The organism is Bacteroides zhangwenhongii (assembly GCF_009193325.2).
Taxonomy (GTDB): domain Bacteria; phylum Bacteroidota; class Bacteroidia; order Bacteroidales; family Bacteroidaceae; genus Bacteroides; species Bacteroides zhangwenhongii.
The window spans coordinates 2,933,330-2,950,625 of record NZ_CP059856.1; the positions used below are offsets into that span (position 1 = coordinate 2,933,330).

A 17,296-nucleotide genomic window follows, 5' to 3' on the forward strand; every position below is an offset into this window, starting at 1 on the left:
TTAGATTTTATTCATTTGACAATCTAGGATTGCAGTCCCACCACATATGAGTCGACATTTTATCTCCTCCTGATAACGTACTGACGATTTGCTCTACATTTACTTTATTCGTATTATACTCTTGTTGCGGATATTTCAATCGACGGGCAAATTTGCCTTCAATAATTTCATTGCTCCTGTTATTTGGGGTAGATAATAATCTAGGATAACCGGTTCTGCGGAAGTCCGCCCATCCTTCCAAACTTAATGGGAAATTGGCAATCCACTTTTGAGTAATGATACGTTCTAAATTAACTTCATTGTCAGTTCCAGACCATTGCACAGAAACTGCGCTTCCTGGCAATGTAGCAGTGTATGTACCTTTAGGATCTTTATAACTGCTAGGTGCTGTCGTTCCTTCCAGATAGCTTTCTACGTTACTTGCTCCATATTGGCCGAATGACAGACGAATACCTGTTTTATAATAGTTTTCCGGTGTATCTTTTGTATCCCATCCCAACAAAGCAGCTTCTGCTCTTAGGAACATAACTTCGGCAGCATTCATCCACATTAATGGGGCTGTAGCTGTAACATTCATACTTGAATACATTTTTGCGTCAACAGCAGTATGTGTATTGCCAATACGCAGCCCGTGATAACCATTAGTTATTGATGAGTCGGTAAATGTACTTTCTAATGCGTAAACTGAACGACGCGGATCTTCATAGGCATTCATGTATGTAAGTAAGTCAGCACCTATCCTGGAATCTCCCCAGCCGAATATTGTATAAAATGGATTAAGAGAAACTTTCATAAATGCATTGTCATCATTATTTTCCATTACACCGACCTGCCCATTTTCCGTACTGATAGCTTCTTTTACCATTTGTTCTGCCAATGTAGCATCCGCATAGCGAATACGTATAGCCATACGCAGTTTTAGTGAATTGGCAAACTTTATCCACTTTTCAACCTTACCACCAAAGACTTGATCTGCATTCGGAGAAAAGTCATTTGTACGGTTGGCGGTCAAAGTAGTGATGGCATCAGATAATTCCTGAAACATTTTGGTATAAACATCCTTTTGTGTGTCAAAGGGAGCTGTCAGTTTACCATCCTGTCCTACTTGTGAATAAGGGATGGGACCATATACATCAGTAACACGTACAATGGCAGTCACTTTTAGAATCTCTGCTACTGCCAACGGAATAGGATCAGTAGTCGCCTTTTTAACTTCAGCAAGGTTAGAGTAAATCTCAGGCATGATATCCAGATATACTTTCCCATTCCAATCTTCTGATTGATTAAAATACGAGAACGAATTTCCCCATGTTTTTGAGTCTGCCATATAGCCGCTAAAGACACCACCCAGCAAACATTCGGAGAATTGCGCAAGATGTTCTCCTACAGGCACAATCACACTTTGCATACCTACAAGTGCTGCTCCCAATTTGTGTGCATCCCGCTCCATTTCATCATCGGTCACTTCATATGGGTTTTTGTTGTAATCCATATAATTGTCCGTACAGGAAGTGATTGAGGTTATAGCCAATCCCCCTAACAGAAATAATTTTATAATTGATTTATTCATTGTATTTTAGTAAAAGAGGTTAAAACTTGAATCGAACATTGAATCCTAAACTACGTGCACTGGGAGTCATGAAGTTATCAATCCCTTGGTAATAGTTACCGGTAGTTGCAACAGCCTCCGGATCAAATGGTGCTTTACAATATAGCATCCAAAGATTACGTCCCACCAATGATACTGTGATATCAGCAATTCCCCATAATTTATTCTTGGGAATAGTGTATCCGATAGAAGCTTCCTGCAAACGTACATTAGTGGCACTGTATGTATAATATTGAGGAATACCGTTCTGTGCCCCGACAACTGAGTACCATTTTTGTGCATTAACTACATCACCGCCATTCACGACAACTCCACCGAGATCACGCGCAACTGCCGATGCCTCAGATACTCCGTAATAATCAAGATAAGATTGAGTTGCTGAATAAACAATACCTCCAAAACGTGCTGAAAGCATAAAGCCGAAATTTAGATTCTTCCATTTGAAATCGTTACGCCATGATAGATTACATTTAGGGAATACACTGCCTAGCTTAATATCTTCTGATGCTACACTGGCAACTTCTCCTTTCTCATTCACGTATATGTTACCATTACTATCACGTTGCAAATCTTTAATGGAGTAAAGGTCTCCTAAACTACCACCTTTTTTCAAAACGAATTTTGCATCTGCCAAACCGCCGACTTCCAAGCGGTCCAATGTGATTATGGCTCCAGTTTCCGGATGCTTGTAATTTTCCATCAACTCAAGTATCTCGTTTTTATTTGCGCTGAAAGTAACGGTAGAACCCCATCTGAATTTTCCATTCCAGTCGTTATCGTATCCTAAAGATAATTCGATACCTTTATTACGCACACTACCTGTTTGTACATAAATTGTAGAATATTGAGAAGACACTGAGATGTTTGGTTCGAATGTTTGGTTATATGTCTTAGTTGTGTACAATCCTAAGTCGAAGTTGAAATGGTCAAGGAAACGTGCGGTAATACCAATTTCCCATGAATTAGTCTTTTCCGGTTTCAATTCATACATCGGGTAATGAGTCTTAACTGCCCATTTTTGTGCTTTCTGATCCCATTCGTATGTTGGATTTGCCAAGAAACGTGGGAAAGGAAGACCTACAGAGGCATAGGAGGCTCTTAGTTTCAAGAATGAAATCTGTTTAGGCATAGGCAACAGTTCTGATAGTATCACCGAACCACCAATAGAAGGATAGAAGAAAGCGCTTTTTACAGAATTCGGTCCTGCCAATTGTGAAGGCCAATCTGTACGCCCTGTCAATGTTAAATAATAGATACTTTTATATCCTAATTCTACACTGGCGAAAATAGATTGTGTCTGTTCGCGATAGCCGGACTGTGAGCGTTTAGTTTTATCATTATCCAGGTGGAAAACATTGAATACATTAGCAATACCTTTTGTATCACTGATAGGGCCTTCATTACTAAATACGTCTTGTTGCATATCCGAATAAGATGCACCAAGATTAGCTTGCAAACTTAATACCTCTTTAAATGTTTTGTTAATGTTGACCATAAAGTCTGCATAAGTTTGCTTATCATTAGTTTGGTTAATACCATAAAGACCGTTCTTTGAATTTTCTACCAAAATCTCGTTACTGGTTGCATATAATTTACGAGTATATTTGGAATCTGAATTGTCAACACGTACACGTCCTGAAACGCTTAACCAATCCAATATCTTGTAATTTAACGCTGCACTTAGCATGTAACGATCTTTATCCGTTTCGCGTAAGTTACGATAAGCAATCCAATAAGGGTTTTGCCCGGTTAAGCCGGAAAAATCTTGTGGCCAATATTGAGTATAGATTTTACGTGTGGTATCATAACGTTCGTACATCTTAATATCATTCCAATCATCACCACGAGGGAATAAGTAGGCAGTGACAAGAGGATTGGAGTAGGTTCCCTGATTAACCATATTACGATCGTTCTGCTTGACGTAATTAGCGCTTACATCCAAAGTCATTTTATCTTTCAGGAAAGAAGTTGTATTGCGGAATGTAAAATTATAACGATTGTAATCGTTGTTGGGTACCATGCCGTCTGAGTTTATCGCACTTGCAGAAAAGTAAGTTTGATTGCGCTCAGTTCCTGTAGAAAGAGCAACAGTTTCGGTTGTAACAACCCCTGTTTGTAAGAAATCATCTACGGGAGAATATCCCATATAATTCGCAGAATTCAATTTATGTCCCCAACTTTTTTCTACCGAAGAAGTATTGGACAGTAAATCTCCCGTGCCGTAGCGGTTCTGAAACTCCGGCATTCTGAAAGGACGAAGAAATTCTGTATTTTGACTTACAGTTAATTGCAAACGTCCTTCTTTTCCTTTTTTAGTCGTGATAACAATAGCTCCATTGGCAGCATGGCTTCCATATAGTGCAGCTGCAGCAGCACCTGTTAATACTGACATTGATTCGATATCTTCCGGATTAATATCAGCAATAGCTTCTGTTGTTCCTTTAGAGTCATTTTCTTGACCACCTTCACTTCCTAAGTTAAACATGGGAACACCATCAATGACATATAATGCATTACTGGATTGATTGATGGCTTTTGTTCCACGCATCACAACCTTACTTGCACCACCAACACCAGAAGATGAACTATTGATAGTGACACCTGCTACTTTACCAGATAAAGCATTAATAAAGTTGGCATCTTTATTGGTGAGAAGTTCATCACTTTTTACTTCTTGTACATTATAACTCAAAGCTTTAGTTGCTCGTTTAATACCTAAAGCGGTGACAACAACTTCATCGATTACTTGTGTGTCATCCATTAATGTTATATTCAATGAAGTCTGACCGTGTAATGGAACTTCTTGAGTTTTGTACCCGATATAGGAATATACAATAATAGGATTGTTGCTCTTTGTAGTAACTTTGTAATTACCGTCCAAGTCGGTGATTGCACCGTCAGTTGTACCTTTTACCAAAATGCTGACACCAATCAACGGCTCTCCTTTTGAATCTAAAACCTGCCCTGTTATGGTGCGTTCTTTTCCTACTTGTTGTTGATTAGAATTGAGATCTCCTTTTTCTGATAAATAAATTATATTATCATCTATCTTATAAGTGACATCCTTATTATTTAAAAGCTTGCTCAGAACTTGTTCTAATGAAGCGTCTTTTACCTTGAGAGGATCAACAGTGATAGTTGATAGTTTGTCATTGTAGAAAAACTGATACTTGGACTGAGACTGAATTTGTTTGATTACAGCTCCTAGGGTGGTACGGGGAGTTGATAAGGTCAGCTGTGCAGTAGCCCATTGTAAAGGAACTGCCATAAACAGGAGAATCAATAAAGTCCGAAATAGCTTTAGCTTTCGAAGCGGATGTTTGCTTTCCATACATTTAATTTAATGGTTATACTTTTATTAAACTCTACAAAGAAGAGTGTCGACTGTCTCTCCTTCTGTTAATAAAACAATGCTAATATAATAAACACTTAGTCTTATTTCTCATTTTTTTTAGAAAAATGAAAAATATCAGAAATCTTCTAGGGCTTTAGAGGCTTTTCTTACCAAGTACTTGGAGAACTTATGCGAATATAAAAAGAACCAGGAACACAAGCTAGTATACGCTTGGTTTGACAATAGTGAAAAGGCTCCTTATAATCGTGGGCAACACATGAGCGACTTACCCGACAGTATTGACATTGTTATATTAACTCATTCGGAAGAGTTAGTACCTTTCGAAAGAGAAGAAATAAAGATTTTAAAAGATAAAGGGACAAAAGTAGCTTATGCGGTTAGTTATGATGATATCAAAGCTAAATATGACGAAGAACAGATAACGGCTTCCCAAATACAAATGAAAGAAAACTCAGAAAATACATTTGACGGCTTTCTAAGAGAAGAAGTAAAAAAGCAACTGGCATATTCGGAAGCTTTCGATGGAGTCATCATCAAATTCAATGGGAAAAACCCAAAATACATGACAGATGAGGATAGAGTATCCTACGAAGCAACTCAAGAAGTATTCTTTAATACAATATCTGAATGGGAAAAAGAAAACAAAAACAAATTTCTTTCTTTTCAAGGAAAGCCACAGAATATAATAAAGAAAGGGCAGTTGAGTCGTTTTCTCCACATTATAATAGAATTCTATCAAGTAACCGATGTGAATAAATTCTCTCTTACTATTCAGGATTGCCTAGAGCCGGGAGTACCTACTGACCGTTTTATAATGGCAGTTTCCACCCCTTCTTTAGATTCCTCTGATACAACAACCGGTTATCTGGGAAAAGAGCTAGCTACCATTGAAACGGCTTACTGGATTACATCTATTTCTTCGGAATATAATAAATCCGGTATCGCAATTGATAATGTTCAGAATGATTATTATCAAACAAACGGTACTTACCGTAATGTAAAAGAGGTTATTAATATTATGAACCCAGCCCCCATCAAATAACTCAACTATCATGAAACTACAAAAATCATACAGTATTATATTGGGACTACTGATCAGTGTATTCACAGGATGTAACGATGACACAGAGAATTTTTCCAACAATATCTTCATGAGTTCCACTACTCCCGAGAATATCTTGGTAAAATCCAATATAGAGTCCGATGAACGGACTTTTCAGGTAGAAATAGCAAAGCCGGAAGCTACGGATGTAGAATTCACTATTAAAGTGGATCCTTCATTAATCTCTACGTACAAAGCGATTTACTATACAAATGATGTAGAAGAACTACCGGAGAAACATTACTCTCTTTCTACTACAACGGGAAAGATTCAGGCCGGTAGCGTTATTTCAGCTCCAATTACCGTATCTTTTACAGAAATCAATCAACTGAATATTGATAAAGTATACATACTTCCTATCACAGTAAATAGTGCTAGTATCAATATTCTCGCATCATCACGTACATTCTATTATGTATTTAAAGGGGCTTCACTTATCAACAAGGTGGCAAATATCAAAGAGAATAACATCTATGTAGACTGGAAAAATCCAGAAGTTGTTAATAACCTCAATACATTAACAGCAGAAGCTCTGATCCGTCCTCACAGTTTCAACAATGCGATTAGTACGTTGATGGGTATTGAAGGGAAATTCTTATTCCGCTTCGGTGATAATGATGTACCTAAAAACCATTTGCAGATTGCAGGAACTTCGTCGCAGACCAATATTCATATCGAAAGAGATGTGCCATTAGAAGAGTGGTTACATATCGCTATTACCTATGACGCAAGTGCAAAAAATTTAAAAGCTTACTACAATGGAGAATTAGTAACCGATAGCCGAATGGATATTGGTGCTATTGATTGGGGCATTCCTCACTCCGACGAATCTAACGGTAAACCACGCTGTTTCTGGATAGGCTATTCATATAATAATGAACGATGGTTAGACGCAGATATTGCTGAAGTACGAATTTGGAACCGCGTATTAAGTGAAGAGGAAATTAATGCACAGGATCATGCATATGATGTAGATCCTAATTCTAAAGGATTAGTGGCCTACTGGAAACTAAATGATGGTATTGACGAGATAAAAGATTATTCCGTAAATGGTAATAATGCAACTCCCTCTTCAAAATTAACCTGGGTAGACGTTTCTCTTCCCGCTAAAGAGGATTAATTATCAACAATTTTAATTAGAATTAAGTTATGAAATATACGAGATTTATCAAATCATCTTTTTGGATTGCGATATTAGCCTGTACGAGTAATCTATTTATTGCCTGCGAAGATGATATTACTATATCATCTGAAAACAAATCATTTGGCAATATAGAAGGTAACTTTGGCTATGTCAAATCTGCAGCCGGAGCAAAAGCCCTAACCTCCATAACAATTAATGGAGATAAACACGGTACTGGACACTTATATTTTGAACTGAATAAAGCTGCCAATAAAGATATTACGGTTACATTCAAAATCGACGAGTCAGTTCTAAAAGTTTACAATCAAGCCAATGGAACCAACTATCCAATGTATCCGACGGATAAGCTTTCATTAGAAAATGAAGGAGTCACAACAATCTCGGCAGGGAAACAAAAATCCTCATCTATCGAGTTAGATATTCAATCCGGAGGAACAATAGGTACTACGTATGCAGTTGCAGTATCTGCAACTGCTTCAGACGGAATTGAGACCTCAAGCAATAACCAGTCCTATATCTATCTTGTAACTCCACAAGCTGCCCTGCCCAATACGGAGAAAGGAACAGTCAAAACAATTTGTTACATAGAGGTGAATAACGAGAATATATTGAATACAGGCGAATATACTATGGAAAACAGCGGGAAGCCCTTTTTCGATATTGTCAATGTTTTTGCAGCCAATATTCGTTTAAATGAGGAAGGAAAACCATATGTATATTGCAACCCACAAGTAACCTTTGTTTTGGAAAATGCCGATAAGCTCATCCGCCCATTGCAACAAAAAGGAATAAAAGTACATTTAACCATTTTAGGTGATCATACACTGGCTGGGATGAGAAGTTTGGGAGATGAAGCCGCTAAAGATTTTGCCAAAGAACTAAAATCCTATGTGGATATCTATGGATTTGACGGCATCAGTTTTGATGATGAATGGTCAAACTACGACTTGGTAGCAGGATATCCCGGTTTAGTGACACCTTCACAAGAACAATATAGCCGCCTAATTTATGAGTGCCGACAAATAATGCCTGATAAACAATTTGGAGTATATTGGTGTAAGCAGGAAAATGGTGGTGCTTCTATCAATTATCCCTTAGGAGAGGTCGAAGGTAAAGACGTAAATGATTTATTAGACTACACTGTTTATGGAAACTATAATTTATGGGATAAACTAGGTCATATTGACGAGGGAAAACAATGTCCTTATGCTATAAATCTAACAGAAGGAGGAAGTCCCAACTCTATATATCTAAATCAAATAAAAGACAGCTGGGGATATTTTGCTCTTTATAATTTACAGATATCTAAGAATTCTGAAACAATCATTAATCAAGTTGGAGAAACATTATACGGAGAGAAAGTTAATTGGACTGGACAAATATACGGAAGAACAGATTTTACATCTTCAGAAACAACAACCCGTATTAATTACAAATACTATCTTGGAGAATGGAATGTCACAGCAAGTTGTATTTCATGGGTAAATAATTCTTGGAATCAATGGGCAGGAAACATGAAATTCACAATAAAAATAGAAGAGAAAGTCGAAAATGAATCCTATTATGTATATGGAATACAACCTTATGATCAAATTCTTAAAAAGTATCCACTAATTATGAACTATAATCAAGAAACTACTCAAATAAGTATTCCAATTCCGCAAACGATTCATGAACCTGATGAAGAAAATCCTCTTTTATGGCAAATGAGTTATGCTACAATTGGCGATTCTAAGACTGCTAATACGTGGAAAAAAGTTGAAACTACTAGCAATGTTAATGGAGCGTTTTATAATGGTAGGCTGTATTTAGAAGCCAATGGGCCAGCAAGAATGCAGACATTAATACCATTCTGCTCCAACGATAAAGGAAACACTTGGTTATATTTGCATACAAACTTTACAGATAAACATCCTAAAGCAAGTTTCACATTAACTAGAAATTAAAAAATACAAGGCAACTACTTCATTGCAAGTCAGTTGCCTTTTTAATGCTTTGGATTCTCTTTGGTCTCCAACCACTTACTTATACACATACTTCAACCAGTACTCGAATGCAGGATCCTGAATTTCAATCACGTTTCCGGGCAATACATCAATTAAATCTTTTTCCAAAGTCGCCTTCCGCAAGTTTTTTATATTAGCGGAAGTTCCCAATTTATATTTAGTCAAAACTTCCTTAGAAGAGAAATTAGAAACTCCATCAGCAACAGCAAGCAGGAAATTTATCTGTTTAGGAGTCAACGTATCAATAATATTGGCAAACAATAGGCTTAACTGATCAATCAGGCTATTGAAAGCCTCTTCAACATTTTTCTGCGTACAGCCGCTGTCCGGTGTACGGAACCACACTTGCTGGCTAAGTTGCTGGGTATAGTAAGGATGATTTTTCATCTTATCAGCGATAAGTCCGGACAATTCGTCCGAAATTTTCTTTCCTGTAGAAGAAAAACGCCGTGAGATAAAAGATACCCACTCTCCACGCTCTATCTTTGAAAGGAAAAGAATATCCCCGAATTTATAGAAAGGCATTCCATAATTATTGAAAATATTCAGCAACATATGGCGTTTGCTTCCATACAAACAATAGCAAACAGAGGTATGTTTTTGCCAATGAGAACGTAATTTACGTTGAAAAGCCAATGGTTCTTCGTACTCATTGATATTCTGAAATTCATCAATACAAACCACTATTTTCTTTTTAGTATCATTCGCTATCACTTGCGGCAAATCCAATATCTCATCATAAGAAAGACGGCTATCTTTAAAATCAATACCGAATGAAAGTTCATAAGTTTGGGTAGCATCGGATATTGAAACTACCGGAGCCAATCGCCCTAAGTATTTTTTCACTCCACTCACAAACTCCTCCCAGATTGTGGTCGTCGACTTCAACAAAGAATTAGCAAATACAGTGTAAAACTCTTCCTCTGTACGGCAATTAAAAATATCAACCTGACAGACAATAATGTCCTTGTTCTCTTTAGATACCAATTTGGCAACCTTATGAACCAATGACGTCTTTCCCCAACGACGAGGAGATATAATAATGGTATTAATGAGTCCCCTAAAATTCTTTTCCAAGAATTCTGTTTCACTCTTACGATTGGTAAAATTCTCGTTTTCAGCAATTCGTCCGTATAAAAAAGGTGTATCCATAACAAACTGTTTTGTGACAAATATAGAAAGAAAGCATGAAACCAACAAATTTGAAATCGATTGATTTCAAATCAACTGATTCCATTTCAATAATCAAGAAGAATGACTTCATCCAAAAGCCACAAAAAGTCCGGCACCGGGGAAGGCATCGTTCCTCGGTGCCGAACTTCAACAAGGTACGGAAGTCCGAATCACTCCACTTGTTCTTTCGGATAATTCACCAGATACAACGTCTTCGTTGCCCGAGTAAAAGCCGTGTACAACCATCGGAAATAATCGGGTGTCAGATACTCGTCCGTCATATATCCCTGATCCAGGAAAACATTCTGCCACTGCCCGCCTTGCGCTTTATGACAAGTCACGGCGTATGCATACTTCACCTGCAAGGCATTATAGTGCGGATCGGCTTTCATCTTTTTCATCCGGTCGCGCTTATTGGGAATATCGGCATAGTCCTCAAGCACGGCATAGAACAAACGGTCATTATCCGCTTTCGGCAGCGCGGGCGAATCCGAATGCAGAGTATCCAACAATAAGTTCGCATCGAGTTCAAAATCATTCTGGTCGGGAAATCTCAAGGTGACCTCCGCAAAACGGAATCCATACATCTCACGGGTGCGACGGACACGACGGACAACGGCTATTTCACCATTGGCTATGAAATCCATTTCCTTATACTTCTCTGTCCAATAATAGTTATTCTTGGCCACCATCAGCATATCGCCTGTATTCAATTCGTCTTCACGCCATAGGATTTGCGCACGTATCCCATTATTATATAGGTTCGCGCGTTTATTGGAACGGCAAATCACGATTGTCTCATCCATCCCGTCGTGGTCATAGCAGCTTGTCAATTCTTCTATCAGTTCCGTGCCCGGCACTTGCTTGATATCAGGAAAGCCCGCTATCTTTATCTTAGGCAAAGAGTAACATTCGTCTTCCGCTATCAACTGCCTCAACTGCGTGGCATTCCACAAGATACCAGACTCTTGCACCTGGCGGACTACCTGAGTCAGGCTAATCTCACGGACTTCAAGCCCGTATCCTTTCAACGCATCGGCAAAAAGCGCCGGACTCAATTCCTCCCCCACCGGAGGAAGCTGCGCCGTATCCCCCATCAACAAAAGACGACACCCTTGCCCCGAATAGACAAATTGTATCAAGTCATCCAGCAAACGTCCCGTACCGAACACGCTGCCGGACAGACCTTCGTTGGAAATCATGGAGGCTTCGTCCACAATAAACAAGGTGTTTGTAGCAAGATTGTCATTTATGGAGAAATTAGTAAGCTCGTTGGAATAGGCCCGTTGCCGGTATATCTTCTTATGAATGGTGAAAGCGGGATGGCCTGCATACGCCGAAAAAACTTTTGCGGCACGTCCCGTAGGAGCCAACAATACAGACTTCTGCTGCAACTGATCCATCGTTTTCACCAATGCTCCGACCAGAGATGTCTTACCGGTACCGGCGTAACCTCTCAAGATAAAAACTTCATCCGCCAGAGTAGACAACAGGAACTCTGAAAGAGATTTTACAGCAATTTCTTGCTCTAAAGTTGGTTGGTAAGGAAAATTTTCCTTAATTTGCCTTTCTAAATAGTTATTTATCATTTTTGTACGAGAAAAAAGTTCGAGGAACTATCGTATTTAAATATATTTATTCTATTTTTGCGATGCGAATATAACAACTAAAAACATAATTTATCATGAAAACAGTATTTAATATTGTATTGGTGCTCTGTGCTGCCGCATTGGTTTACATCTGCTACGCCAGTATCATGGGTCCTATCAATTTTGAAAACGCAAAAAAAGACAGAGAAAAAGCAGTCATTGCCCGTTTGATTGACATCCGTAAAGCACAGCAGGAATACCGCACGCTTAATCACGGAATGTATACAGACAAATTTGATACGCTGATTGACTTCGTTAAAAATCAAAAACTACCGTTCGTAATGAAAATGGGTATGTTGACAGACAAGCAGTTGGAAGACGGACTGACTGAAAAGAAGGCAATGGCTATCATCAACAAAGCCAAGAAGACAGGCAAATATGACGAAGTCAAGAAATGGGGACTCGAAGGTTTCAAACGTGATACTATGTGGGTAGCCGTTATGGATACTATCTTCCCTAAAGGATTCAATCCTGACTCTATGAGATATATTCCTTACGGAAACGGTGCTCAGTTCGAAATGAATGTTAAGAATGATACCGCTAAATCCGGTGCTCCTGTATTCTTGTTCGAAGTGAAAGCTCCGTACGAAACTTATCTGGGTGGTCTTGACAAACAGGAAATCATTAACTTAAAAGATGTTCAGAGCAAATTGGGTAGATACTGCGGTTTGATGGTAGGTTCTATCGATACTCCGAACAATGGTGCCGGTAACTGGGAATAATGATTGATTTTACTAAATCACAACAATATACTTTATCCATCCGTCTTAGTACGGATGGATTTTCTTTTTCTATCTATAACCCGATTCACGACGATTCGCTGTCGATGATAGAGAAAGAGACGGATGCTTCCCTGTCTCTTACTGCTAATCTGAAAGCCACTTTCCGTGAATCGGACTTTCTAAACCACTCCTACAAACGAGTTAACATCATGATGGCTGATAAGCGTTTTACTATCGTGCCGTTGGACTTGTTTGAAGAGGAACAGGCGGAACTTCTATTTTACCATAATCATCAGAAACGGGAAAACGAGACGGTGATCTGCAATATTCTCAAAAAGAATAATGTAGCTATCATTTTCGGTATGGACAAGAGTGCACATACCTTTCTGAGCGAACAATACCCCGAAGCTCATTTCTATTCTCAATCTACCCCGCTCATCGATTATTTCTCCGTCAAGAGCAGGTTGGGAAACAGTAAAAAGATGTACGTTTCCATACGTCGGGAAGCAATTGACATTTATTGTTTTGAACGGGGACATCTGCTTTTAGCCAATTCTTTTGAATGCACGCATACGGAGGACCGCATTTATTATCTGTTGTATGTCTGGAAACAATTGGAGTTCAATCAGGAAAGGGACGAACTGCATCTGACTGGGACGCTTCCGGATAAAGAAACTCTGATGAGTGAACTGAAAAAGTTTATATTACAGGTATTTATCATGAATCCTGCCACTAATATTGATATGCAGGCCTTATTGACATGCGAATAACCGGTGGTTAACGGAGAGACGATAAGGCAGTCTGTTTTTTTTATTTCTTTTTAGGGGTAATGAAGCCAATAGGATTACGCGGCTTGTCTGCCAATGCTTTTTGCGCCTGCAATTCGGCTAACGTCTGATTTATCAACTCCAATTGCATACGAGTGTCGTGCTGAATGCAACAGAATAGCCAAAGCAAGCGACTGTGGATAGGCATAGATTAAACGTAAACCGTTAGGAATAAGCGACATTTCGGTATTTTGCGAAGTTGAGAAAATGCAAACTACAACAGAATATTGAGGTTGTTCAGTTACCAAACCGTTAGCCGGGCAGTTACCTAAACGGGAACAGGTAACGGCAAGCGATGAAAAGAAATCCTCACCGTTTTGTTTGCGTTAATACACAGTGTTTTGCGTATCAAGAGACGCTTATATGGCAAGTAAATTTGCACTTAAAAATATAAGCGTATGAAAGTAGAAAAATTCAAGGTGCTGCTCTACCTCAAAAAGAGCGAACTGGACAAGTCGGGCAAGGCTCCCATCATGGGACGTATCACCGTGAACCGCACGATGGCGCAGTTCAGTTGCAAGCTGTCATGCCCTCCCGAACTGTGGAATCCCCGTGAAAGCCGTCTGACCGGCAAGAGCAAGGAGGCGGTGGAAACCAATGCCAAGATTGATAAACTGTTGCTTGCCGTCAATTCGGCATTTGATGCTTTGCTGGAACGTAAGCAGGAGTTTGATGCTATGGCGGTCAAGGATATGTTTCAAGGCAGTATGGACACACAGATGACCTTGTTCAAACTCTTTGACAGGCATATCGAGGGAATCAGGGCGCGTGTGGGAATAGACGTGTCCCACCGCACACTCCCGAACTATCTTTATACCCGTAGCCGTCTTGCAGATTTCGTCAAAAACAAGTTCAAGGTGTCCGACCTTGCCTTCTGCCAGCTCAACGAACTGTTCATACGGGAATTTCAGGAGTATATCGTCATTGAAAGAGGTTTGGGAGTCCAGACGGTACGCCACTATCTGGCTATTCTGAAAAAGATTTGCCGTATCGCATTCAAGGAAGGTTACTCGGACAAGTTGTATTTTGAACATTACAAGTTGCCCAAACAGAAAGAGACACCGCCGAGAGCGTTGAGCAGGGAAGACTTCGAGAAGATACGGGACATCGAACTTACCGGATGCCGCCCGGAACATTCCATCGTTAGGGATATGTTCCTTTTCGCCTGTTATGCCGGAACCTCGTATGTGGATGTGGTCGCCATTACTCCCGACAACCTCTCAAAGGATGATAACGGGGCTTTATGGCTGAAATACCGCAGGGGCAAGAACGGGCAGTTAAGCCGGGTTAAATTGTTGCCTGAGGCAATAGCCCTCATAGAGAAATACCGTGACGATACGCGAGCCACTCTGTTCCCCGTCATTCCTTATCAAGCCCTGAAATGGTGTCTGACAAGCATCAAGATGAAAGTTGGAATCAAAGGGCGGTTATCCTACCATATGGGACGGCACTCGTTCTCGACCCTGATGACACTCGAAAACGGTGTTCCTATAGAAACAGTCAGCAAGATGCTGGGACACGCAGATATAAGGACTACCCAAGTATATGCCCGTGTGACCCCGAAGAAACTCTTTGAGGATATGGACAAATACATCGAGGCGACAAAGGATCTGAAACTCATACTCTAATACCATTAAAACAAAACAATTATGCGAAGTACATTTTCAAGACTATATTACATTAACCGCAGCAAGGTCAAAGCTGACGGAACCACCGCCATCATATGCCGTATCACGGTTGACGGCAAGAACAGCGTGTTTTCAACAGGCTATTATTGCACCCCCGAAGATTGGAAAGCCAAGACAGGAGAGGTGAAAAATATAAGGACAAACAACCTTCTTGGAGAATTGCGCACCAAGATAGAAACATTCTATGCCAATCTGCTGAAGGAAACCGGAATGGTTACAGCGGAGATACTGAAGAATGAAATCACCCGTGTAGCAGACATACCGGTCACACTGCTTAAAACCGGAGAGGAAGAACAGGAAAGGCTCAGAATACGCTCCGAAGTGATAAACTCCACTTCTTCCTATCGCCAGTCCAGATCCTCACAGGCATACCTTCACGAATACCTCCTGTCATTGAACAGGCGTGACATCGCTTTCGAGGATATCACCGAAGATTTCGGCTGGGACTATAAACTATACCTGAAAGCCAAAGGTTGCGGAGCCGGACATATCAACCACTGCCTTACATGGCTGAACAGGCTTATCTATATTGCCGTTGACAGAGAAGTTATCCGTTTCAATCCGCTTTCGGATGTACCTTATGAAAAGAAGCCAGACTACAAGCTAAGACACATAAGCAGAGCCGAACTGCAACGGATTATGGAACAGCCCATGCCGGAAAGGTTGCAGGAACTTACACGAAGGGCGTTCATCTTTTCCTGTTTCACCGGGTTATCGTATGTCGATGTGAAAAGGCTTTATCCCTCACATATCGGAATGACAGCGGACGGAAGACGTTTCATCCGTATCAACAGGAAAAAGACAGACGTAGAGTCCTTTATACCACTCCACCCAGTGGCAGAGCAAATTTTATCACTGTATAATACTACTGATGATAACAGTCCGATATTCCCTTTGCCTAAACGTGATATGCTGTGGTACTGCATCCACGAGATTGGCATTGTGGCAGGCGTCAAAGAAAATCTCAGCTACCATGCGAGCCGCCATTCATTCGGAACTTTGACATTATCGGCAGGTGTGCCGATAGAGAGTATCAGCAAGATGATGGGGCATACGAATATCCGAACGACACAAGGCTATGCCAAAGTTACTGACGATAAAATCTCGGAAGATATGGACAAGCTGATGGAACGAAGAAAGAAAATGTCGGCTGGCGAAAAGAGTAAATAATCATCAAATAATAAATGTATTATGAACAGAGGAATAATAACAATCAGTGAAATGGGAACAATTACAATACCTACTACTACCGTATGGATGACCAAGTTCGAGATAGCCGACCTGTTCGGGGTATTCTCCTATGACATTCGCAAGGCGATACGAGCAATCTATAAGAACAAGGAACTGAATGAAGTCGATACAATGCAATATGTCAGGCAACCCGATGGCATCAGTTATGATGTGTATAACCTTGAAATGATTATAGCCATCGCTTTCAAAATATGTAGCAAAGGGACCCTTTTGTTCAGGCGGTTCGTAATAAATGAACTCTGCGCCACCAAGAAAGGAAGTCCGGTCACATTGTTCTTCTCTTGTGGCAAGGGAGGCAACCTATGGTATAGTTGAGTCAGATGAGAAAAAGGGAACTGCTTACAGACGAAGCGAAACATTGATGCTTCATCCGTAAGCCGTTCCGTTTTTTGGGGCTGTACCATTGCTGTCGCAAGCATAGGCAGACGGTAAACTGCGCTCCTTCAAGAAAATCAGGTTACTGTTGCCCCCAGTCGGTAGGCAGTGCGATAACCGTCAGCCAGCATCCTTTCGATGTCGGATTCACGGTAGAGGATTTTGCCGCCCAACTGGATGTAGGCTATCCGCCCCTCGTTACGGTAATCTTGAAGTGTCTGGCGGCTTACCTTCAACCGTGCCGACATCTCCTTGTCGGTGAAGACTCAGATGATTCCGATTTACGCCAAAATCACCAATCAAAAGGTGAATAATGATATGAAAATTCTATCTAGTCGTATTGAAAACCGCTATGAATTACTGAAATATGGTGTACTAGTATATTTTAGTAGAAA

General features: G+C 40.1%; 12 protein-coding genes and 2 pseudogenes. 8 read left to right on the forward strand and 6 right to left on the reverse strand.

Annotated features, from left to right (window positions below):
* Nucleotides 1-7: 7 nt before the first annotated feature.
* Complete coding sequence (locus GD630_RS11740; RefSeq protein WP_143864857.1) at nucleotides 8-1,570, reverse strand: RagB/SusD family nutrient uptake outer membrane protein; 1,563 nt, start codon at nucleotides 1,568-1,570, stop codon at nucleotides 8-10.
* 19 nt (nucleotides 1,571-1,589) lie between these two features.
* The gene (locus GD630_RS11745; RefSeq protein ID WP_143864856.1) at nucleotides 1,590-4,940 is read right to left on the reverse strand and encodes a SusC/RagA family TonB-linked outer membrane protein; all 3,351 of its coding nucleotides are present in this window, start codon (nucleotides 4,938-4,940) and stop codon (nucleotides 1,590-1,592) included.
* A 181-nt stretch (nucleotides 4,941-5,121) separates the two neighbouring features.
* Here GD630_RS11745 and GD630_RS11750 point away from each other — a divergent pair, with 181 nt between their 5' ends.
* Genes GD630_RS11750 through GD630_RS11760 form a run of 3 tightly spaced genes read left to right on the forward strand, consistent with a single transcriptional unit; the run spans nucleotide 5,122 to nucleotide 9,156 of the window.
* Nucleotides 5,122-6,006, forward strand: coding sequence for a glycoside hydrolase family 18 (locus GD630_RS11750; RefSeq protein WP_143864855.1), 885 nt, complete (start codon nucleotides 5,122-5,124; stop codon nucleotides 6,004-6,006).
* A gap of 10 nt (nucleotides 6,007-6,016) precedes the next feature.
* On the forward strand, nucleotides 6,017-7,186 hold the full coding sequence (locus tag GD630_RS11755) for a DUF1735 and LamG domain-containing protein (protein ID WP_143864854.1): 1,170 nt from the start codon (nucleotides 6,017-6,019) through the stop codon (nucleotides 7,184-7,186).
* 29 nt (nucleotides 7,187-7,215) lie between these two features.
* Nucleotides 7,216-9,156, forward strand: coding sequence for a BT_3987 domain-containing protein (locus tag GD630_RS11760; protein WP_143864853.1), 1,941 nt, complete (start codon nucleotides 7,216-7,218; stop codon nucleotides 9,154-9,156).
* A 75-nt stretch (nucleotides 9,157-9,231) separates the two neighbouring features.
* On the opposite strand, the gene GD630_RS11765 is transcribed toward GD630_RS11760, so the two are convergent.
* Nucleotides 9,232-10,368 carry an AAA family ATPase gene (locus tag GD630_RS11765; RefSeq protein WP_143864852.1) on the reverse strand — a complete coding sequence of 379 codons (1,137 nt, stop codon included), beginning with the start codon at nucleotides 10,366-10,368 and terminating at the stop codon, nucleotides 9,232-9,234.
* Nucleotides 10,369-10,559: 191 nt separating this feature from the next.
* Nucleotides 10,560-11,978, reverse strand: coding sequence for an ATP-dependent DNA helicase (locus GD630_RS11770; protein ID WP_143864851.1), 1,419 nt, complete (start codon nucleotides 11,976-11,978; stop codon nucleotides 10,560-10,562).
* A 95-nt stretch (nucleotides 11,979-12,073) separates the two neighbouring features.
* Here GD630_RS11770 and GD630_RS11775 point away from each other — a divergent pair, with 95 nt between their 5' ends.
* Together GD630_RS11775 and GD630_RS11780 are read left to right on the forward strand one after the other, a co-directional pair.
* Complete coding sequence (locus GD630_RS11775; protein WP_143864850.1) at nucleotides 12,074-12,760, forward strand: hypothetical protein; 687 nt, start codon at nucleotides 12,074-12,076, stop codon at nucleotides 12,758-12,760.
* Nucleotides 12,760-13,530, forward strand: a complete 771-nt coding sequence (locus tag GD630_RS11780; RefSeq protein ID WP_143864849.1) for a DUF3822 family protein — start codon at nucleotides 12,760-12,762, stop codon at nucleotides 13,528-13,530. The genes GD630_RS11775 and GD630_RS11780 overlap by 1 nt, the downstream gene beginning before the upstream one ends.
* Nucleotides 13,531-13,570: 40 nt before the next feature.
* On the opposite strand, the pseudogene GD630_RS11785 reads toward GD630_RS11780, so the two are convergent.
* Nucleotides 13,571-13,696, reverse strand: a pseudogene (locus GD630_RS11785) (ORF6N domain-containing protein); the annotation flags it as partial.
* Between the two features lie 289 nt (nucleotides 13,697-13,985).
* Here GD630_RS11785 and GD630_RS11790 point away from each other — a divergent pair.
* From GD630_RS11790 to GD630_RS11800, 3 genes are read left to right on the forward strand one after another with little or no spacing between them, the layout of a single operon-like run.
* Entirely contained in the window at nucleotides 13,986-15,215 is a 1,230-nt protein-coding gene (locus GD630_RS11790; RefSeq protein ID WP_143864848.1) for a site-specific integrase, read from the forward strand.
* Nucleotides 15,216-15,236: 21 nt separating this feature from the next.
* Entirely contained in the window at nucleotides 15,237-16,445 is a 1,209-nt protein-coding gene (locus GD630_RS11795; RefSeq protein WP_143864847.1) for a site-specific integrase, read from the forward strand.
* 21 nt (nucleotides 16,446-16,466) lie between these two features.
* Nucleotides 16,467-16,841, forward strand: coding sequence for a hypothetical protein (locus GD630_RS11800; protein ID WP_143864846.1), 375 nt, complete (start codon nucleotides 16,467-16,469; stop codon nucleotides 16,839-16,841).
* 137 nt (nucleotides 16,842-16,978) lie between these two features.
* On the opposite strand, the pseudogene GD630_RS11805 reads toward GD630_RS11800, so the two are convergent.
* A pseudogene (locus GD630_RS11805) lies at nucleotides 16,979-17,164 on the reverse strand (helix-turn-helix domain-containing protein); the annotation flags it as partial.
* Nucleotides 17,165-17,296 lie beyond the last annotated feature (132 nt).

What these genes read in the sequence shown, in the direction of transcription:
- GD630_RS11795 (WP_143864847.1), top strand. Translation starts at nt 15,237, where the DNA reads ATGCGAAGTACATTTTCAAGACTATATTACATTAACCGCAGCAAGGTC.
- GD630_RS11800 (WP_143864846.1), top strand. Translation starts at nt 16,467, where the DNA reads ATGAACAGAGGAATAATAACAATCAGTGAAATGGGAACAATTACAATA.
- GD630_RS11780 (WP_143864849.1), top strand. Translation starts at nt 12,760, where the DNA reads ATGATTGATTTTACTAAATCACAACAATATACTTTATCCATCCGTCTT.
- GD630_RS11740 (WP_143864857.1), bottom strand. Translation starts at nt 1,570, where the DNA reads ATGAATAAATCAATTATAAAATTATTTCTGTTAGGGGGATTGGCTATA.
- GD630_RS11760 (WP_143864853.1), top strand. Translation starts at nt 7,216, where the DNA reads ATGAAATATACGAGATTTATCAAATCATCTTTTTGGATTGCGATATTA.
- GD630_RS11765 (WP_143864852.1), bottom strand. Translation starts at nt 10,368, where the DNA reads ATGGATACACCTTTTTTATACGGACGAATTGCTGAAAACGAGAATTTT.
- GD630_RS11775 (WP_143864850.1), top strand. Translation starts at nt 12,074, where the DNA reads ATGAAAACAGTATTTAATATTGTATTGGTGCTCTGTGCTGCCGCATTG.
- GD630_RS11770 (WP_143864851.1), bottom strand. Translation starts at nt 11,978, where the DNA reads ATGATAAATAACTATTTAGAAAGGCAAATTAAGGAAAATTTTCCTTAC.
- GD630_RS11745 (WP_143864856.1), bottom strand. Translation starts at nt 4,940, where the DNA reads ATGGAAAGCAAACATCCGCTTCGAAAGCTAAAGCTATTTCGGACTTTA.
- GD630_RS11790 (WP_143864848.1), top strand. Translation starts at nt 13,986, where the DNA reads ATGAAAGTAGAAAAATTCAAGGTGCTGCTCTACCTCAAAAAGAGCGAA.
- GD630_RS11755 (WP_143864854.1), top strand. Translation starts at nt 6,017, where the DNA reads ATGAAACTACAAAAATCATACAGTATTATATTGGGACTACTGATCAGT.